Here is a 19,240-nt window from a genome sequence, read left to right as displayed (position 1 = left end):
GTCAAAGCCCTGGCGATCTGCGACGCGAATTCGGGGCCGTTGTTAGCCAGGGCGAAGCCACCAGCTAGACCGCCCTGTGAACAGAGCTGACGGCGGCGGTGAACCCGCCGGAAAGTGACGCGGCCGGTCTGCGGGTTTACCCGGGGGACCGACACCTTGGCTGTCCTGGGATTGACTGCTGACGGGAAGCGGCGGCCGAGATCGGAGTACGTGGCCTGGTTGCGCGACCAGCGGCGCACAATTCGCCGGGCGCGGATGTAGTCGACCTGGTCGATCTCGACTGTTGCGGTGGCCTTCTTCAGCCCGAAAGCACCTTCGCCTTCATCGTCTACGTGCTGTTCATCGAACTCACCCGGTCTCTCGAGCTGCAGCCACCCCTCGTGCGCCAGACCGTCCGCCGCGTGCGGCTCCTGCTGTTCGCGAGCTGGGGCTTTTATCCCATTGCCTATCTGCTGCCGCTGCTCGACATCAGCGGCGCTGACGCCTGGGTCGGCAAGCAGGTCGGCTACACAATCGCCGACATCGCCTCCAAAGCGATCTACGGCCTGCTCATTTTCAAGATCGCCCGACTCAAATCCTTCGCCGACGATCCAGACTTTGCGCGGGTGGAGATAATCAACCCGGCGAGCAAGTAGAGTTCCGCCGGCTCGACACCGCCACCGGCAAAACAGGACGGGCTTGCTAGGAGTCCAGCGGCCGACTGGCCTGGCCGCTCGCTGAGTGATCTACACGTCGCTGGAAAGCGCCGGATGTAATTGCACTTCTTGGGTCTTGAACACGAAGTACACGGTCTTGCCGGGTTCCAGGTTGAGATCGGCGGCGGATGCGGCCGTGATATCGGCAGCCAGCCCAGTGCCACCGTCAGGCTGGTCCACGCTGCGGATCCGCACGCCGGCTCCCTGGTCGTGGAGTTCGGCGATCGTCACGGCGATGACGTTGCGGGGGCTGGCATGTGGTGGGTCGAGATGGACGGCGACCGCGCCGGGGCCGAACAACGCGATCGCCGCCGCGCCCGGGTCGAGGTCACCGATCCCGCATATGTCAGCGCCCCAGCTGGTTCGGATCACCCCGGGCTCGGAGATGGTTCCCGGGATCAGGTTGATACCCGCGATCCGGGCCGCGAATCTACTGCGCGGAGCGCTGAGGATGCGACGAACGGCGCCGCTCTCCACTAGGCGTCCGTCCTCGACAACGGCGACCTTGTCGGCGACCGCGAGAGCATCGATGAGGTCGTGGGTAACCACGATGGCGGTGCGGCCTTCTGCACGCAGAATCTCGCGCAGCAGTCCTCTCAACGCCGGGGCTGTCGCGACGTCGAGCGCTGCCATGGGTTCGTCGAGTAGCAGCAGTCGGGGTTCGGCAGCGAGCGCGCGGGCGACGGCGACGCGCTGAGCCTGACCGCCCGAGAGTTGTGCGGGCCGTCTGTCGGCGAGATCGGCAGCGTCCACGGCTTCGAGCCAGCGCCGTGCCACGGCTCGTGCTGCCGAGCGGGACTGGCCCTGGCAGCGCGGGGCATAGGCGACGTTGGCGGCAACCGTCATATGCGGGAACAGCATTGCCTGTTGCGAGAGCATGGCCACGCCGCGGGCGGGTGGGGGCACGAAGGTGCCAGCGCAGGTATCGGTGACGACTCTTCCGCCGATCTCGATCCGGCCGCGGTCAGGCCGCAGCAGGCCGGCGATCAAGTTCAGCAGGGTGGACTTTCCGGCACCGTTGGGGCCGAGGACCGCGAGCACCTCGCCGTCATCGACGGCGAGATCGAATTCGACTCCGCGCTGTTGCAGCCCAGCCTGAACGAGTACGCCGCTCACAGCGGCCCTGCCAGTCGGCGACTGGCTGAAGCGACGACGATTGCAGCGGCTACGACGATGAGCAACAACGACAGCGCGAGGGCGGCATCGGAGTCGGTCTCGCGCTGCAGGTAGATCTCCAGCGGCAACGTCCGGGTGACGCCCTGCAGTGAGCCGGCGAACGTTAGCGTCGCGCCGAATTCGCCGAGAGCGCGTGCGAACGCCAGCACCGCGCCGGATATCAGCCCGGGTAGCACCAGCGGCAACGTCACGGTACGCAGCACGGTGGTGGGCCGGGCGCCGAGGGTCGCGGCGATGTGGTCGTAGCCGGATCCTGCTGAGCGCAAGGCACCTTCAAGGCTGAGCACGAGGAAGGGCAGCGATACGAACGACTGGGCGAGCACCACCGCGGTGGTGGAGAAGGCGATCCGCACGCCGAGCACGTCCAGCTGATGGCCCAGTAGTCCTTGTCGGCCGAACGTGTAGAGCAAGGCGATCCCGCCTACCACCGGCGGCAACACAAGTGGCAGCAGCACAAGCGCGCGCAGCACCGACAGGCCGCGGAACCCGCCGCGGGCCAGGACAAGTGCCATCGGCACCCCGACGAGCACACACACCGCGGTGCTGGCCGTTGCGGTTTTCAAGCTCAAGGCCAGCGCAGCTCGAGAGGACTCGGAGGAAATAAGCGCAATGAAGTTCTTCCAGTCGATCCTCAGCAGGATGGCCACCAGCGGCGCGATGACGAACACCGCCCCGGTCAGCGCGGGAACATAGATCCACCTCGGCAGCCCGACTTGGACCAGGCGGTCGGTCCGTCGCTCGTTGCTCACGGTGCGGCGAAACCCGCTGCTGCCAAAACCTTTCGGCCCTGCTGGCCAGACACCAGATCGAGAAACGCCTGTGCGGTGGCCGGGTTGGTGGATTCCTCCAAGACGGCGATCGGATACGTGTTCACCCCAACGCCGGACTCTGGGAACGGGATCGAGGCCACCGTGTCACCGGCACCTGACGCGTCGGTAACGTAAACCAGCCCCGCGTCGGCCTGGCCGGTGGTGATCTTGTTGAGCACGTCGATGACTGCCGACTCCTCACTGACCGGAGTCAGCGTTACACCAGCGGCTTTCTCGACGGCCTCAGTGGCGGATCCACACGGCACCCGGGGGGCGCACACCACCACCTGGACATCAGTCTTGGCTAGATCCGCGAAAGAGGCTATTTCTTTGGGGTTTTCCGACGGTGCCACGATGGTCAGGGTGTTGGTGGCGAAGTCGACCGGGTCGCCGGCGACCAGTCCGGTGTCCACCAGCTTGGCCATGTTGGCGGTGTCGGCGGACGCGAACACATCTGCGGGAGCACCCAGATTGATTTGGGCGACCAGATCGGACGAGCCAGCGAAGTTAAACCTGACTTTCGTCCCAGGGTGGTCTCTTTCGAATTGACTGCCCAGTTCGGTGAACGTGGATTTCAGCGATGCCGCCGCGAAGACGATGATCTCGGCGTTGGCGTTGGTCGGTGCTGACGAGCAACCGGCGACGACGGCTGCGACGCACCATGATGCGGCGACGCCGACGATGAATCTCATGACCTTCCTGCCGCTGTTTCGACGATCACGGTCGTTGCCTTGACCACGGCGACCGCGACGACCCCCGGCTTGAGTCCGAGCTGGTTGGCCGATTCGGAGCTCATCAGCGACACGACGGAGAAGGGGCCGCACTGCATCTGCACCTCGGCCATTACGTGATCGGCAGTGACCTTCGTGACCAGACCGACGAACCGATTGCGCGCGGAGCTACCACCGCCGAGAAGGGCGGGGGGCGGCGAGGCGTGATCGCGGGCGAATTCGGCCAACACCTCGCCGGCGATCACTTTGCGGCCAGACTCGTCCTGATGCGACGGTAACGCTCCGCCGTCGATCCAGCGGCGCACCGTATCGTCGCTGACTCCCAGTAGCACTGCGGCGTCTTTGATCCGAATCGCTGGCACCCCATACCTCCGTGAACGCGGATGAATAGAGCTATTCTATCCGCTTTCGCGGAGCCGGAAAGCAGTTTGCCAAGTGATCTACTCGTCGTCGTTGAGCGCTGAGAGCTGCTACCGCACCTCAAGCAGATCGCAGACGGCCTCGTGGCACAGCTGCACCCCGATAGCGGCCCCCCGGATACCGGGAGCCATCAGCCGCAGCCCGGCAGCGACGTGACCCGCCGACCCGCCCGACCCCTTAGCTCAGCCGGTGGCCGCCGCGTGGCGCCCGGTGGACTGGGGAACCCGCGTGAGGTTGTTGCCGGAATGCGGATCGAACAGATGCAGACGTTCGGCATCCAGCCACAAGGTGGCCTTGTCGCCAGATCGCACCCGGCTGAGCGGGTCCAGCTCCACGCAAAGCTGCGAGCGCAGCTGCTCACTGTCGAGTTCACTGGCCAGCTCGGCCAGCTGTCCGTCGATCTCTGGTGAGGACTCAAAGGGCACGAACGCGTACTGCTCGTTGCCGAGCCATTCGGACATGTCGATGTTCGCATCGAAGGTGACTCCGCGCGAACGCTTGTCGGTGTCGACGAACTCCGCGTCCTCGAATGCGCCAGGGCGGATCCCGGCGATGTACAGCTTTCCGTCCTCGACGACACTGCGCCACTCATCGCGAAGAGGGATCGTCGCGAATGGCAGTTCGATGTCGTTGCCGCGGACCCGGGCGGGCACGAAATTCATCGGCGGGGACCCGATGAAGCCGGCAACGAACAAATTGACTGGCTGATCGTAGAGTTCACGGGGGCTTGCGACCTGTTGCATGACGCCCTTTTTCAGCACCGCGACGCGGTCGCCAAGCGTCATCGCCTCAGTTTGGTCATGGGTGACGTAGACGGTAGTGACGCCGAGGCGGCGCTGCAGACGCAGGATCTCGGTGCGCATCTGGCCGCGGAGCTTGGCATCGAGGTTGCTCAGCGGTTCGTCGAACAGGAACGCATCGGCCTGGCGGACGATGGCGCGTCCCATCGCTACCCGCTGGCGCTGGCCGCCGGAGAGGTGGGCCGGTTTACGTTCGAGGTGTTCACCGAGTTCCAGTGTGTCCGCCGCTTCGTTGACGAGTTTCCGAATTTCGTCGTCGGAGTGCTTGCCGGACAAACGAAGCGGGAATGCGATGTTTTCGAACACGCTCAAGTGCGGGTACAGCGCATAGTTCTGAAACACCATCGCGAGGTTGCGATCACGCGGCGCCTTGTCGTTGACCCGTTGGTCACCGATCAGCATGTCGCCCGAGGTGATGTCCTCCAGGCCGACGATCATCCGCAGCAGGGTCGACTTCCCGCAGCCCGACGGCCCTACCAGGATGACGAACTCGCCATCGGCGATGTCGAGGCTCACGTCGTTCACGGCCGGAAAGCCGTCGCCGTACTTCTTGACGATGTTGCGCATCGATATTTGTGCCATGGGTTATCCCTTCACTGCTCCGGAAGTCAGACCGGCGACGATGCGCCGTTGGAAGATGAGGACCAACACGATCACCGGGATGGTGACGACTACCGATGCCGCCATGATGTAAGGCACCGGTGACTCGAAGTACGAGGCGCCCTGAAAGAAGGCGAGTGCTGCCGGTACGGTGCGCGCGCTGTCGGTGGACGTCAGCGATATGGCGAACAGGAAGTCGTTCCAGCAGAAGAAGAACGTCAGGATCGCGGTGGTGAACACCCCCGGCGCGGCCAACGGCACGATGACTTTTCGGAAAGCCTGCCACTGCGTGGCACCGTCCACCTGTGCGGCATGTTCCATCTCCCAGGGGATCTGACGAAAGAACGCCGACATCGTCCAGATGGAGAGTGGCAACGCGAACGTCAGGTACGGGATGATCAAGCCGATCCACGTGTCGTAGATTCCCAGCCCCCGCCACATGTCGAACAGGGGACCCACCAGCGCCGCCTGCGGGAACATCGCGATGGCCAGCGCGAGCGACAGCAGCACCTTCTTACCCCGGAACTCCAGGCGCGCAATCGCGTACGCCGCGAACATGGCGATGATGACCGAGATGAGCGTGGCGATGATCGCGATCCCGATCGAGTTGATCAACGCATGTGTGAACAGCGGATTGCCGAAGATCTGGGCAAAGTTGTCGAGCGTGACCTTGGTCGGCAGAAACTGGGGGTTTCCCGAGACGATGTCCGACGGCGGCTTGAAGGCCAGGCTGATCATCCACAACAAGGGGAAAAGGCTGTAGAGGACGATGACGATGCCGGCAATGGTCCACCACCGCGTGCTTTTGGCGGAGTTCACTGATCACCCCTGACTTGTGACAAATCGGTGCGGAATACTTTGACGAACATCCATGCGATCAACACAACAGTGAAGAAGAGCAAAACTGAAACTGCCGATCCCATACCGAGATTCACCAGGGTGACGTTCTGGCGGTAAGCCAGGAATGAGATGGTCTCGGTGTTGTTGGCACCGTTGGTCATCACGTAGGGGTTATCGAAAATGCGCCATGCGTCGAGGGTGCGGAACAGCAGTGCCACCATGATGGCTGCCTTCATGTTTGGCAGCGTGATCTTCCAGAGTCGCTGCCAGGCAGTAGCGCCGTCTACCTTGGCCGCCTCCTGCATGTCCTCAGGCACCTGCACCAACCCGGCCAGCAGTAGCAGTGAGATGAAGGGTGTCGTTTTCCAGATCTCGGAAAGGCAGATGACAAAGATGGCCGACCAGCGGTCACCGAACCAGTCGAAGTTCGAGAGGTTGAGCCACTGGTTGACGAACCCGGAGTCGATCGCAAACGCATAGCGCCAGATGAATGCCGAGACCACAGTGACGATGCCGTAGGGGATCAGGATTGCGGTGCGCAACGGGCCGCGGCCCCGGATGATCCGGAGCATGACGAACGCGAACCAGAATCCGACTACGAGTTCGACCGCGACCGTCACGACAGTGATCGCCAGCGTGGTCACGAAGTCGTTCCACCAGACCGGGTCGGTCAGGATCACCAGGTAGTTGCTCAGCCCGACGAAGCTGCGGCCCTGGGGGTCGGTGAGGCGGAAGTTGTACAGGGACAATACCAATGCGTATCCCAGCGGATACGCGGTGACGAGCAGCATCACCGCATAAGAAGGCAGCGTCAGCAACATCCCGAGTCGACGCTCGCCGCGGGCCCGCTCACTGGTGGAGGGTTTGCCGGGGTCCTTCTGGATGGGCGCGTCCTGAATTGCGGTCACAGCAGTCGCCTCCCCGCCAGCACGTCAGCCATGAATTGGTCTGTCTTCTCCGGGGTCTCCGCGTTTACCGCGTCCGGCGGATGCCATGTCTGGGTGATCGCCCCGGAGATATCGGTGTAGAACGGGGTCAACGGCCGGGGGCCCCCTTCGGCGATGGACTCCCGAATCAGATCAGCGTTCTCGTATTCGGCGCGGACCGTGGCGTCGTCGTACGACGCGGAGTAGGGCGACGGTTCACCCTCGTCGAGCATGTACTGGGTGGCCTTGGGCATTGCGTTAATGCATTCCACGAGAGCCACGGCCTGCTCAGGATGCTCGGTGTAGGCGCCGATACCGAGATTGGCCCCACCCAGCGGTGGTGCACTCGGCTGGTCGGGGAGTACCCGTGGGTAACGGGCCCAACCGATGTCGTCGACGACGTCCTGAGCGAGGGTGCCCTCCTCCGCGGCGCCTCGGGCCGCGGCGAGGACGTAGGGCCAGTTGAGCATGAACATGCCGTCATCGGATTGGAAGGTCGCGCGAGCCTGTTCCTCGGCGGCATTGGACAGATCTGCAGGTGCGGCGCTGGAGCGTGCGAGGCTGCCGACAATCTCGGCGGCCGTGTCCCCGGCCGGGCTTGCCATCGAGGGTTTCGCATCGCGGCCGGCTTCCACGTCCTCGAGCACCTGGCCGCCAGCCGAGAGCACCAGTGCGTTGATCCAGACCATGTACCCCTCGTACCGCCGAGCCTGGACAGAGACCTTTTTGCCTTGACCGACAGCGGCTTTGACCATCTCATCCCAGGTGAACGTCGGACTGGCGGGGTCCACTCCGGCGGCGGCTGCCTCGGCCTTGCGGTACCACAACAACTGCGTGTTGGACTTGTAGGGTGCCCCGTAGAGTCGGTTGTCCCACATCCCGGTCTTTACCGGAGACGGGAGCATGCCGGCGGTGAGGCGGTCGGCCTCCTCGACGGTATACGGCCGGAGGAACCCGGCGTTGGCGAACTCAGCGGTGAAGACCACATCGAGACTGACCAGGTCGATGGAGGAGTCGTGGGCGGCCAGGCGGCGAACCATCTGCTCGCGCTGTGCGGTAGCGGTGCTGGGTAGTGACTCGATGCGCACCTGGTATGCACCACCTGAGGCCTCGGCGCATTCCTGTGCCCGCGCCACGGAGCCGCCGTTGTCAGGCAGGATGTACCACGTCAGGGTTGGCGGACCGCCCGGGTTACCGCAGCCGGACAGTAACGTCGCCGCGACCAAAGGCGCGCTGGCCAGTGCGATTGCGCGGCGGCGTCGCCAAGGGGCGAACTGAATAAGTTTCATTACGTCCTCGTTCATGAAGCCTGCCATGTCGCCCGAGTCCGGATGAGGGCCGCGGGCAGCACATTCGGTACGTCGAAGAGTGTGTCACAGTTCACAACGCGGACGGACAGTCGTGTCAGCGTGGCGCACGTGCCCCCGCCGCGTTGTGAACTGCCCCTGCTCGCGCGGCGGTAGCGCTGTCCTCGTCAGTTCACCCATTCGGCAGCTCGGTATTCATCCGATCCCGATCACTCAGACGTGTTGGGGGACAAAAAGTCCTGACTTCTTGCGGTTGTGCAGGGCGCCAATTCGGCGTGCTGCGCTTCTTGTTGACATCGGTCTTGCCAGCGGTGACTCTGGTGGCGAAAGCGCTTACCCAATCGTCGAGGAGTGCCGTGACGTCTGCAGTTCGGTCGTGGTGGCAGACCGCCGTGGTCTACCAGGTCTACATCCGCAGCTTTGCCGACGGAAACGGCGATGGCATAGGTGACATAGCTGGCATGCGTGCTCGGCTGCCGTACTTGGCGCGGTTGGGGGTCGACGCCATCTGGATCAATCCGTGGTACCCGTCGCCGATGGCAGATGCGGGCTATGACGTTGCCGACTACCGCGACATCGAACCCGCCTACGGAACTCTGGACGAGGCGCAGACGCTGATCGCCGAAGCCCACGGCCTCGGTATCCGGGTGCTGCTCGATATCGTGCCCAATCACACTTCGGACGAACACGCGTGGTTCCGCGCCGCGCTCGCCGACGAGCCGGGGGCGCGGCAGCGTTACCACTTCCGGCCGGGGCGGGGCGCCGATGGTGCACTGCCGCCCAACAACTGGCAGAGCGTGTTCGGCGGCCCGGCATGGACCCGAGTGGCCGACGGTGACTGGTACTTGCATCTGTTCGCCCCCGGTCAGCCTGACCTCGACTGGGAGCACGATGAGGTGCGCAGCGAGTTCGAGGACATCCTGGCCTTCTGGTTTGACCGTGGCGTGGACGGCTTCCGCATCGACGTGGCGCACGGCCTGGTCAAGCAAGCAGGGCTACCCGACGTGGGCGACGCGACGCACACCTCTGGGCAGCATCCCGCATGGGATCAGGACCGTGTGCATGATGTATACCGGGGATGGCGGGCGGTTGCCGAACGCTATTCGCCCGATCGGGTCTTCATTGCCGAAGCGTGGGTGTCCAGCAATGAGCGGTTGGCCCGCTATCTGCGCCCCGATGAGTTGCACACCGCGTTTCAGTTTGACTTCCTGCGTGCGCCCTGGCGCGCCACGGCCCTGCGCGCCGTCATCGACGACGCCGTCGGCGCAGCGGCTTCGGTCGGCGCGCCGCCGACCTGGGTGCTGTCCAACCATGACGTGACCCGAACGGTGACCCGGTTCGCCCGATCGCAGCCGAAGGACCTGATCGAGACGGGCTGGGAGCGCGGGCGCTGGACCCTCGAGGATCCCGATCACGAACTGGGGCGTCGACGCGCTCGCGCGGCCGCCCTGGTGCAGTTGGCGCTGCCGGGTACCGCCTATGTGTACCAAGGCGAAGAACTGGGTCTTGAGGAATTCGAGGACCTGCCCGACGAGGTCCGCCAGGACCCGACATGGGCCCAGTCCGGATACACCGATGTGGGTCGCGACGGATGCCGTATCCCGTTGCCGTGGAACGCGACATCCGCGCCTTACGGATTCGGGCCCGACGGCGGTGCTGCCCCCTGGCTGCCACAACCGGCGCATTGGGCCGAACACAGTGTCGAGGCACAGGAGCGCGACCCCGGTTCGACCCTGAACCTGTACCGTGCCGCGCTGCGCTTGCGCCCCACGCTCTGGCGCGATGCGGGAGACCTCACCTGGCTGGATCTGCACCAAGACGTGGCGGCGTTCGCGCGTGGCGGTGCGCAATGCTGGGTCAACACCGGCGAGACCAGCGTGAGGTTGCCGGCCGCGTCGGTGTTGCTGTCGTCAACCTCGGGCGTCGACCGGGTGCTGCCCCCGGACACGGCCGTGTGGCTGAGGTCGGCGGATTCGCTGAGCGCGTGACGTAGAAGGGGTCTTTATGCCCTCTTCAACTGCCCGCCCCGCAGTGCACCCTGGATGGCGATGACGACTTCCTCGAAGGGCGGCGGGATGACGAGTCACTTTCCCGATTCAGAGACCATCCGGTCTGCGCTTTCGCTGGCCTTCCGTGCGCCGTCTGTACACAATTCCCAGCCATGGCAATGGCGGGTGGGCGATGACAGTGTGCACCTCTACGCCAACCCCGATCTGCTTCTACCCCACACCGACCCCGACGCCCGTAATCTCATGCTGAGCTGCGGAGCGGCGTTGAATCACTGTGTGGTGGCGCTGGCCGCGCTTGGCTGGCAGTCCAAGGCGAACCGTTTCCCCAACCCTGCCGAGCCCAACCACCTCGCGGTCCTTGAACTGCACCCTTACCCGGCCGCAGACCTCGACGTGGCTCTGGCCGCGGCGATTCCACGCCGTCGAACTGACCGTCGTCACTACAGTTCGTGGCCGGTGCCCCGCGGCGACATCGCGTCGATGGGTGCACGCGCGGCCCGCGCCGGGGTCAGCATGCGCCGGGTCGACGATCTGGCCGGTCTGAAACGACTGGTCACCCAGGCGGCGTATCAGCACGCGACGGACGATCAGTATCTCGCCGAGATAGCCACGTGGACGGGTCGATACGCGTCGACCGCCGGGGTGCCCGCGCGAAGTGTGCCCAGCGCCGATACCGCGGCGCCTATCCCGTTGCGGAAGTTCGCAGGTGGGGTCCTGCCTCAGACGCCGAACACCGAGCCAGCCGACGACCACGCCGCCGTCCTCGCGCTCGGCACGGTCGGTGACGACCGGTTGTCGCGGCTGCGCGCGGGTGAGGCGACGAGCACCGTGCTGTTGACGGCAACGGCCTTCGGGCTCGCGAGCTGCCCGATCACCGAGCCGCTGGAGGTCGCCGACACGCGGGAGGCGGTGCGCCGTGATGTCTTCGACACCGAAGGTTATCCGCAGATGCTGCTCCGGGTCGGCTGGGCTCCGGTCAACGCTGATCCGCTCCCATCGACGCCACGCCGTGAGTTTTCGGAAGTTGTTGCGCAGCTGGATGGTTCGCCGATGGCATAAACGCACCGCGGTTATCCGTTGTCATCCATCCTGCGTCGGTGCGGCCGGTCGAGCTTGGATACAAACACCGCGGCCTGGGTGCGGCGCTCCATCCCGAGTTTGGCGAGTAGACGCGAGACGTAGTTCTTGACCGTCTTCTCGGCAAGGAACATCCGCGCAGCGATCTGTTTGTTGGTGAGGCCCTCGCCGAGCAGGTCCAGCAACACACGCTCCTGATCTGTCAGACCCGAAAGAGGGTCCGCACGCCCATCTCCGCCGCGCAGTTTGGCCATCAGCGCCGCCGCGGCACGGTTGTCGAGAAGTGATCGGCCCGAGCCGACTTCCTTGATCGCGCTGGCCAGTTCCATGCCCTTGATGTCCTTGACCACGTATCCGCTGGCGCCCGCGAGAATCGCGTCCAACATCGCTTCGTCGGAGGTGAACGAAGTGAGGATGAGACAGCGAAGGTCGGGTAGTCGGGAGAGCAGATCGCGGCACAGTTCGATGCCATTGCCGTCGGGCAATCGGACATCGAGAACAGCGACGTCGGGCTCCAGCGCGGGAATCCGTGCCATCGCAGCAGCCACGGAACCGGCCTCGCCCACCACATCGAGTTCGGGATCGCTGCTGAGCAGATCGATCAGGCCGCGCCGGACGACTTCGTGGTCGTCCACCAGGAAGACCCTCACCATGTTTGCGACGTCATACCCCCAGAGTCAGCACCGTTCACAGTGCGTTGTGTGGTTCACAGACCATTATCGAACAGTCAGTGTCGCGAAGGGCGGCATTGCCGGGCGCGCCGACGAGCGGGCCGACGCCATCTCGCCGTTCACGGCCGACGACCAACAGTTGGATCGATTCTGCGTGCGCGGCGATGTAGTCCAGTCCAGCGCCCTGGTTACTGACCGAGACGATGTCAAGATCAGAGTAGCGGCGATGCCACTCTGCCAGCCGGCGGTCCCACTGGGCTTGGACATCGGCATGCAATCGTGCGGGCGTGAGCACTCGGACCGGAGCACCCAGCCGCTTGGCCGCGTCCAGTCCACGCTGCAACACCGTGCCACCTTTTGCGGTGTCGTCGATTTCGATGACTACCGCGCGGCTGCTGCCGCTCTGGGGGCGCCGCGTTCGCACAATCACGACGGGGGAGCGCGCCGAGGCGGACAAGGCGGCCGCGGTCGAGCCGATACGTCCCTGCGTGGCGTGCTTGAGTCCGCGCGCCCCCACGCACACCATCATGGCGGATCGGGCGGCTTCCAATAGTGCTTGTACCGGCCTTCCTTGCAGGATCTCGACCTCGACAGTGACAGGCCGTTCCGTTGCCTCGACGGCGGCCAGGGCGCTGTGCACAGCAACCTCGGCAGCGGCCATCCGACGCGCCTGCTCGGTTGGATCTGCCCCTGGCGTATCGTTCGCCTCGATCACGTTCACCAACCGCAGCGGAACACCGAGTTCGATTGTCTCGTCTATCACCCACAGTGCAGCGTCGAGCCCGGATTGTGAGCCGTCGATCCCCGCCAGGACGCAAGGCGTGGTGCCGTGGCTCAACATGCTTTCCCCCTGTGTATTTCAAGTACATGCTCGATGCGCCTTCGCGGCGTAGGGGGTGGCAGGGAGTCCAACGAGGGTGCAAGGCCAACCCGGACGAGAACCTGGGGGATGGCATCACGGGGTAGGAGCGAGGCGACCACGCCGCGACTCGTCGGCGCCTCGGTGATATGAGTTAGCGCGCACGTCGACATTCCCGCCACAGTAGCGTCCAGGAGCACAGCGGAAAGCGCTTCGCCACAGCGCAATACACTGTCCGTGGTGTCATCACCATCGGTCGAGAGTACGAGGATCTTCGAGTGGTCGTCGACGAGCTCGCCGCGCCGCTCACCGTGGGCAATGACGGGAAACGTGCGTCCCACATCGACGCGGTCGCTTTCGGCCGCCGATACCAGAGAACTGGACGGGATTCCGTCGCTGACCACGAAGTCAGCTGTCCACCAGGAGAGTTCGCAATGGTAGTCGGAATCGTAGAGCCGTTGCGCCTCGGCCAGGTCGGAGGCCTCTGCCACGGTTCCGCGAAACTCGTCGGCGAGGGCGTCGACACGCACCGCGCCGGTGAGCGTGTGCGCGGTCAAGGTACTCGCCAGTCGCATCCAGTTCGGTGGCGCTGATAGCGGTAGCCGGTCGGTGCGCCGAGTGAGAATGGCATCAGCGCGGCACGTGTGCTCCTCGGAGACCGGCGCCGCGGCGAACTCGATCGTCGCGAGGTGATGAGGGTCGCTCCTGTCGGGGAAGCGCTCCACGATGGTGTTCCAGCCGGCCGCGGACATGGCCACCTGGAAATGGTGAAGAACGGTGCCGCAGCTGATCAGGGCTTCGCGGCCGGTCGGGTCCGCCGACCTCACCAGGCGGCTCGGGTCGGCGAACAGGTCGACGAAGTTGTCGGTGGCCACCCAACGCCAAGGTTGACTGTTGTGCAGTGACGGCGCCCGGCAGGCCAGGCGCAGCGCAGCGACGATTCCTTCTGGTCTGACCTGTGTCGCGGGCATTGTGAACTCCATTCGGGGCACCATCAACATTGCTCGACTTCCATGCTGGTGTACAGGGCCAATAGTCCTCGCCAACCTCGTGTGAATCAGCGTCCTGTGTTGCACCATGGTGTGGTGGCGGACATGGCCGAGTCGGATCCAGGCAGGTGCGGGCGCGCACCGTTGCGTGACACCCTGTCGCAGCTCAGGCTGCGTGAGCTGCTCACCGAGGTGCAGGATCGGGTGGAGCAGATCATCACGGGGCGGGATCGGTTGGACGGCCTCGTCGAAGCGATGCTGGTGGTCACGTCGGGCCTGGAACTCGACGACACCCTGCGCTCGATCGTGAAGACCGCGATCGAGCTCGTCGACGCAAGGTACGGCGCGTTGGGTGTTCGCGGCCACGACGACGAACTCGTCGAGTTCGTATACGAAGGGATCGACGAGGCGACCCGCGATCAGATCGGACAACTGCCCGAGGGTCGTGGTGTGCTGGGCGCCCTGTTGAATGACAGTAAACCCATTCGACTGGAAAACATTTCGAGCCATCCGACTTCGGTTGGATTTCCGCCGAATCACCCACCGATGCGCACCTTTCTCGGCGTTCCGGTGTGCGTACGCGACGATGTCTTTGGCACTCTCTACCTCACCGAGAAGGCCGGCGGGCAGCCCTTCAGCGAAGACGACGAGGTACTGGTGCAGGCGCTCGCCGCCGCCGCGGGTATCGCGATCGACAATGCCCGCCTTTTCGAACAGGTGCGTGCACGTCAGTCGTGGATTGCCGCCACCCGCGACATCGGCACTGAGCTACTCTCGGGCACCGATCCCGCGAGGGTTTTCCGATTGGTCGCCGATGAGGCCCAGAAGCTCAGCGGCGCAATCGCCACCCTGGTGGCGATTCCCGTCGATCCGGACCTGCCCACAGATGACATCTCCACCCTGGTGGTCGTTGCGTGTGCGGGCGAGGTCGCAGGCATTGCGGAAAGCTCGGTGCCCGTGGAGGGAACCGCCATTGGCGATGCGTTCGTGCAGCGGACGCCGCTGAGGTTCAACGGAGCTGACGTCGGTATCGGCGCTGCCGGCGGTCCTTCTCTGGTGCTGCCATTGCGCGCCACCGATGCGGTGGCCGGGGTGCTGGTAGCGCTGAGGCCAACTGGTGGCCAACCATTCAGCGTCGGCGAGCTCGACAGCATGGCGGCTTTCGCGGATCAGGCCACGCTGGCGTGGGAGTTGGCGAGCACGCAGCATCGGATGCGCGAGCTGAGTATCCTCACCGAGCGTGACCGGATAGCGCGCGATCTGCATGACCACGTGATCCAGCGACTCTTCGCAGTTGGGCTCTCGCTGCAGGGAACTATTGCCCGGGCAAGGTCAGACGAAGTGCAGCAACGGGTTTCAGGGTCTGTCGACGATCTGCAGGAAGTCATCCAGGATATCCGGACCACAATCTTCGACCTACACGGTGGCTCCTCGGGCATCACCAGGCTGAGGCAGCGCATCGACGAGGCGGTCGGCGCCTTCCCTGGGTCGGGGGTGCGTACGTCCGTGCAATACGTCGGACCACTCTCGGTCGTCGACGCCGGCTTGGCCGACCACGCTGAAGCCGTGGTGCGCGAGGCCGTCAGCAATACCATCCGCCACGCGAACTCCACGACATTGACCGTTACCGTCAGCGTCGACGACGATCTGACGATCGAGGTCACCGACAACGGGCGGGGAATCGGCGCCGACATCACCGGAAGTGGGCTCACCAACCTGCGGCGCCGCGCCGAGGACGTCGGCGGATCATTCTCGGTGCTGGCTGCTCCGGATGGCGGAACGCACCTCATGTGGCGCGCTCCCTTGCCGTGAGCGAAACCGGCGGCGCAGCCTAAAGCGTTTCGTGCATGACGAATTTCGCATTCCAGCACGTGGCAGAAATTTTCTCTACGCAGGTCACCAAGATCGGCCGGTGACGAGCGCGCGTCTCATCCGCAACGGTTGCATAACGCCAGAATTGTCGCGTCGGCGAATTTAGAAAGTTTCGGTTCAGTAGTCGAGGTAACTACGCGAATGTGATTCGTACGGCACGTAGGCAGAAGGGCTTGGAGTACATGTCACGGACCAAGAAAGGCATGGTCGTTGTCATGCTGGGCAGTGCAGGGACCTTCCTGAGCGCCCCGCTTTTCAGCCCGTTGGCGGCCGCCGACGCAACCCGTGGCGGGGTTCCGTGCGTGGGGATTCTGGAGCAAATCGTTTCCAACCCGGTTGGCATTTCGGAGTCCCTGCAGCAGGCCGCATCGTCGCTGGCTGCTGGGCCCGGGGAGCCGGCGCCCCCGGTCGTGGTGCCGCCCGCGAGTACTTCGGTCGCGGCCACGCCTGCGATTCCGCCGGGTCCGCCGGCCTCGGTGTCGATCCCGTCCGCGGGGGTGCCCCCGGCTTCGCCTCCGGTTCCCGCTGTCCCAGCTGCGACCGCCGGTGCTGGTGCCACCCCTCCACTTCCGCCTGTTCCGGGGGTGCCCGCTGGCACACCGATGGTCAACGTAGGTCCGGCTGCGCCGGGTGTTCCGGGTGCGCCGATTGCGGTGGCCGGCGCCGATGTCGTGCCGGGTCTGCCGGGTGTTCCGGGTCTACCGGTGGTGGGTGAGGCGGGTGTGGTGGCCCCGCCCGGTCTGGGTGTTCCGGGTGTGTCGGGTGCTCCGATTGCGGCGGCGTCCGGTGATGTCGGGTTGCCGGCGGTGGGTGCTCCGTTGGCGGCGGCTTCCGGTGATGTTGCGCCCGTCGCGCCCCCTGCTGTGAGCGCGCCGATCTTGGGCGACGCAGGTGTGGCCCTCCCCGCCGCGCCTGCAGGCGCAGCGGTTCCTGGTGGGATACCGGAGTTCCCGCCGGTTCCAGCAGCGCCGATCTTCGGTGAAGCCGGTGTGGCCCCACCGACCGTCCCGGCGCTGCCTGGTGGAGGAGGCGCGATTCCAGCTGGAACCGTCACTCCACCGGCGCCGCCGGTTCCCGGTGTTCCCGGGGGGATCTCGGTGCCGGCTGCGACGCCGCCCGTACCGGCCGTCCCGCCGTCGTCGTCGAGCGTTGCGGTCAACAACCCGGTTCCGCCCTACCCAGGACCTCCGCCGTCGTCGAATCGCGTCAACCCCGCTACGCCGCAGCCGCCGACACCAGGAACCCCCGGGAGTTCGCTGACAACCTCCGATCTGGTCACGCCGCCCGGCCTGCTTCGCACTTTGCAGGACGGCGCTTCGGCAGTGGCTGGGGCGCTGCCGCCACCGCCGGTTGGGTTGCCGGGTGCGGTCGGAACCGCCGATGTCGCGGTACCAGCAGCGGCGAATCCACTGACCCCGCTGGCAGCGACGGGTCTGTCCAACCTGGTTTCACCGCCGCCGCTGACCATGCCGACCATTCCCGGCCTGCCGGTACCGCTGCCCAGCGAGATCCCGCTTCCGACGGATCTTCTCTGCTTAGACACCGACTGGTCGGCATCTAAAGGAGATCCGGCTGTGGGACCCGCGAGCAACGCCGATATCCCGAAGCCGGCGGTCGCCGCTCCGGAGCCCCTCGGTGAGCGTCGTGATCGCTGGGAAAACTAAAAGCGATAAAGCTGCGGTCAGACTCGCCGATCAAAGGGCATGTAGATAGCGATCGGTGATCAGGCGCTGCATCAGCGAGGTGATCGGGGCTCCCAGTCGGCTCCACCAGGTCGCGTGCCGAGAGAACGCGGCCACCTCGGCGATGACGTCGCCGGTAGGGGGGTCGTAACGGACGAGGAAAAGTTCCTCGCCGGATTCCGGGTGTCCGGGCAGCGTCCCGTACGCGAAACCGCGGCGGTCGGGCTCCTCAACCACATAGACCACCCGGCATGGTGCGATCAGTGGTCCGAGGTGGACCAACACCTCAGCGCCGACCTCCGCGACCGACGTGGTGGCCTCGACACGCAAACCCGCTCCGCGCAGCATGCCCCAGCGCATACCCTTTGCGGCCACGTGGTCGAAGTGGTCTCGGCCGTGTCCGATTACCGACGACTTGCGCAGATGGTGGTACCCGCTGGGCATCGCCGTGGCGGTCGCTCCCACCTCTGTATACGTGAGGGGCTTGGCGGCCAGGTCGCTCAAATTCACGGATGTCAGCTTTCCATCCTCGGATTCCGGTCCGCCGCGCGGCGCGTGGCCATGGCCCAGCCTGAGCCGGGCGGCGCGGATTCGAAACGTTCGGCAAAGGCGGCGCCGGACTGTTGGGGCAACCCATACGGTAGGCGGGTGAGCGCCCATGGATCCGACGATGCTCAGATCGGCGGAGGATTCAGTCAGCCGGAATCTACCAACTGCGGTGGAGCCGACTACGGGCGTTTCGTCGAAGCAGTCCGTGAGTTGCAGGACCACGCGCGCGCGGCCAACGCTCCCGACGCGGCGATTACTGAAGCCGCCGAACTGGTCGAGAAGGCTTCGAACCTGCTCGCGCCCTACGATGCCGACGAGTGGTCATCTCCGTCGGGCCGCCGGATGGACCTGCCGAATCGAGGCAATGTCTTGCAGGTGCCCGCGGAGTTGTACATCACCGAGGACGGCCGTGTCGCCGGCGTCGCGCACTTCCGCAGGTACCACCTCGGCCGCAACGGCGCTGCGCACGGTGGCGCGGTGGCGCTGCTGTTCGACTCACTGCTCGGCTACACGGCGTTCAAGCTCACCAACGGCCGGGCTCAGCGCACCGCATTCCTGCACGTCGACTACCGCAAGATCGCCCCGTTGGGAAAGGAATTCCAGGTCGAAGCCGGCATCGACGCCATCGAGGACCGCAAGATCTTCGTCTCTGGGCGGATTCTCGACGGAAGCGACGTGCTGGCTGCAGGCCGTGCCTTGTTCGTCAAGTTGAAGCCGGGACAACCATGATCGACGACGGCCCGGGGATCGCTAAACGATGGGCGCGTCGGCGCGAGCGGCTGCGCGGACGGCGGTTCGCCGACCTCGGTTACCGCATGGTGGTCGGCGTGGTCGGCATTCTTATCCTGGCCGTGGGGATCGTCGCAATCCCGTACCCGGGCCCGGGGTGGGCGATCGTGTTCGTGGGCTTGGCCGTCCTGGCGACCGAATTCGACTGGGCGCGCAAATTGCTGGGCTACGTGCGCATACGTTACGACGCGGGGATGGGCTGGTTCAAAGAGCAGGGCCTCTGGGTTCAGGTGCTGGGGGTGGCGTTCACCATTGCGATCGTGGTGCTGACGTTGTGGATGCTCGGTGCGCTCGACTGGGCCGGGGAGCTGGTGAACAACGAGAGCGAGTGGCTGGATAGCCCTATTGGTTTCGGATCGTGAGGGTCGGCCCCGATAGCATGGTCGCGGTCGGCGACCCGACCCGCCCCGAACACGTCCTTAGCACCCCCGAAAGTTTG

At 65.1% G+C, this 19,240-nt stretch carries 19 protein-coding genes; 7 read left to right on the top strand and 12 right to left on the bottom strand.

Annotated elements, in window-relative coordinates; translation table 11 throughout:
• The first annotated feature begins 332 nt into the window (after nt 1-332).
• A complete protein-coding gene (locus ACPGXI_RS08240; protein WP_526651666.1) occupies nt 333-635 on the top strand; it encodes a bacteriorhodopsin in 303 nt (100 codons plus the stop codon).
• Nucleotides 636-725: 90 nt separating this feature from the next.
• Here the strand turns inward: ACPGXI_RS08240 and ACPGXI_RS08235 are convergent, their stop codons facing one another.
• The 8 genes from ACPGXI_RS08235 to ACPGXI_RS08200 form a co-directional block, all read right to left on the bottom strand.
• The gene (locus ACPGXI_RS08235; RefSeq protein ID WP_526651664.1) at nt 726-1,811 is read right to left on the bottom strand and encodes a sulfate/molybdate ABC transporter ATP-binding protein; all 1,086 of its coding nucleotides are present in this window, start codon (nt 1,809-1,811) and stop codon (nt 726-728) included.
• A complete protein-coding gene (locus ACPGXI_RS08230; protein ID WP_526651662.1) occupies nt 1,808-2,620 on the bottom strand; it encodes an ABC transporter permease in 813 nt (270 codons plus the stop codon). Before ACPGXI_RS08230 ends, ACPGXI_RS08235 begins: the two co-directional genes overlap by 4 nt.
• Nucleotides 2,617-3,372, bottom strand: a complete 756-nt coding sequence (gene modA, locus ACPGXI_RS08225; protein ID WP_526651660.1) for a molybdate ABC transporter substrate-binding protein — start codon at nt 3,370-3,372, stop codon at nt 2,617-2,619. Before modA ends, ACPGXI_RS08230 begins: the two co-directional genes overlap by 4 nt.
• Nucleotides 3,369-3,773 carry a TOBE domain-containing protein gene (locus tag ACPGXI_RS08220; protein ID WP_526651658.1) on the bottom strand — a complete coding sequence of 135 codons (405 nt, stop codon included), beginning with the start codon at nt 3,771-3,773 and terminating at the stop codon, nt 3,369-3,371. The genes modA and ACPGXI_RS08220 overlap by 4 nt, the downstream gene beginning before the upstream one ends.
• Nucleotides 3,774-4,013: 240 nt before the next feature.
• Nucleotides 4,014-5,213 carry an ABC transporter ATP-binding protein gene (locus ACPGXI_RS08215; protein ID WP_526651656.1) on the bottom strand — a complete coding sequence of 400 codons (1,200 nt, stop codon included), beginning with the start codon at nt 5,211-5,213 and terminating at the stop codon, nt 4,014-4,016.
• A gap of 3 nt (nt 5,214-5,216) precedes the next feature.
• Nucleotides 5,217-6,050 (bottom strand): carbohydrate ABC transporter permease, encoded by an 834-nt coding sequence (locus ACPGXI_RS08210; protein WP_526651654.1) that lies wholly within the window; start codon nt 6,048-6,050, stop codon nt 5,217-5,219.
• A complete protein-coding gene (locus ACPGXI_RS08205; protein ID WP_526651652.1) occupies nt 6,047-6,979 on the bottom strand; it encodes a carbohydrate ABC transporter permease in 933 nt (310 codons plus the stop codon). Before ACPGXI_RS08205 ends, ACPGXI_RS08210 begins: the two co-directional genes overlap by 4 nt.
• A complete protein-coding gene (locus ACPGXI_RS08200) occupies nt 6,976-8,286 on the bottom strand; it encodes an extracellular solute-binding protein (protein ID WP_526651650.1) in 1,311 nt (436 codons plus the stop codon). The genes ACPGXI_RS08205 and ACPGXI_RS08200 overlap by 4 nt, the downstream gene beginning before the upstream one ends.
• 374 nt (nt 8,287-8,660) lie before the next feature.
• Between ACPGXI_RS08200 and ACPGXI_RS08195 the strand changes: the two genes are divergently transcribed.
• On the top strand, nt 8,661-10,292 hold the full coding sequence (locus ACPGXI_RS08195) for a glycoside hydrolase family 13 protein (RefSeq protein WP_526651648.1): 1,632 nt from the start codon (nt 8,661-8,663) through the stop codon (nt 10,290-10,292).
• Nucleotides 10,293-10,379: 87 nt separating this feature from the next.
• Nucleotides 10,380-11,372 (top strand): Acg family FMN-binding oxidoreductase, encoded by a 993-nt coding sequence (locus ACPGXI_RS08190; protein WP_526651683.1) that lies wholly within the window; start codon nt 10,380-10,382, stop codon nt 11,370-11,372.
• 11 nt (nt 11,373-11,383) lie between these two features.
• On the opposite strand, the gene dosR is transcribed toward ACPGXI_RS08190, so the two are convergent.
• The 3 genes from dosR to ACPGXI_RS08175 are packed head-to-tail and all read right to left on the bottom strand — an operon-like array spanning nt 11,384 to nt 13,891.
• Nucleotides 11,384-12,043: a hypoxia response regulator transcription factor DosR/DevR gene (gene dosR / locus ACPGXI_RS08185; protein ID WP_526651646.1), complete on the bottom strand. Its 660-nt coding sequence runs from the start codon at nt 12,041-12,043 to the stop codon at nt 11,384-11,386.
• Nucleotides 12,044-12,077: 34 nt separating this feature from the next.
• Nucleotides 12,078-12,902 carry a universal stress protein gene (locus ACPGXI_RS08180; protein WP_526651644.1) on the bottom strand — a complete coding sequence of 275 codons (825 nt, stop codon included), beginning with the start codon at nt 12,900-12,902 and terminating at the stop codon, nt 12,078-12,080.
• Nucleotides 12,896-13,891 (bottom strand): Acg family FMN-binding oxidoreductase, encoded by a 996-nt coding sequence (locus ACPGXI_RS08175; RefSeq protein WP_526651642.1) that lies wholly within the window; start codon nt 13,889-13,891, stop codon nt 12,896-12,898. The genes ACPGXI_RS08180 and ACPGXI_RS08175 overlap by 7 nt, the downstream gene beginning before the upstream one ends.
• Nucleotides 13,892-14,014: 123 nt before the next feature.
• On the opposite strand from ACPGXI_RS08175, the gene ACPGXI_RS08170 reads away from it, so the two are divergent.
• On the top strand, nt 14,015-15,721 hold the full coding sequence (locus ACPGXI_RS08170; RefSeq protein ID WP_526651681.1) for a GAF domain-containing sensor histidine kinase: 1,707 nt from the start codon (nt 14,015-14,017) through the stop codon (nt 15,719-15,721).
• Nucleotides 15,722-15,924: 203 nt separating this feature from the next.
• Nucleotides 15,925-17,445 carry a hypothetical protein gene (locus ACPGXI_RS08165; RefSeq protein ID WP_526651640.1) on the top strand — a complete coding sequence of 507 codons (1,521 nt, stop codon included), beginning with the start codon at nt 15,925-15,927 and terminating at the stop codon, nt 17,443-17,445.
• A gap of 30 nt (nt 17,446-17,475) precedes the next feature.
• On the opposite strand, the gene ACPGXI_RS08160 is transcribed toward ACPGXI_RS08165, so the two are convergent.
• A complete protein-coding gene (locus ACPGXI_RS08160) occupies nt 17,476-17,973 on the bottom strand; it encodes a DUF1990 domain-containing protein (RefSeq protein WP_526651638.1) in 498 nt (165 codons plus the stop codon).
• A 138-nt stretch (nt 17,974-18,111) separates the two neighbouring features.
• Here ACPGXI_RS08160 and ACPGXI_RS08155 point away from each other — a divergent pair, with 138 nt between their 5' ends.
• A complete protein-coding gene (locus ACPGXI_RS08155) occupies nt 18,112-18,741 on the top strand; it encodes a PaaI family thioesterase (protein WP_526651636.1) in 630 nt (209 codons plus the stop codon).
• Nucleotides 18,738-19,163, top strand: a complete 426-nt coding sequence (locus tag ACPGXI_RS08150) for a TIGR02611 family protein (RefSeq protein WP_526651634.1) — start codon at nt 18,738-18,740, stop codon at nt 19,161-19,163. Before ACPGXI_RS08155 ends, ACPGXI_RS08150 begins: the two co-directional genes overlap by 4 nt.
• Nucleotides 19,164-19,240 lie beyond the last annotated feature (77 nt).

The sequence above is a fragment of the Mycobacterium sp. genome (genome assembly GCF_049608025.1).
Lineage (GTDB): Bacteria > Actinomycetota > Actinomycetes > Mycobacteriales > Mycobacteriaceae > Mycobacterium.
The sequence above is the reverse complement of the archived record's forward strand: the minus strand, read 5'-3'. Positions and strand labels throughout refer to the sequence as shown.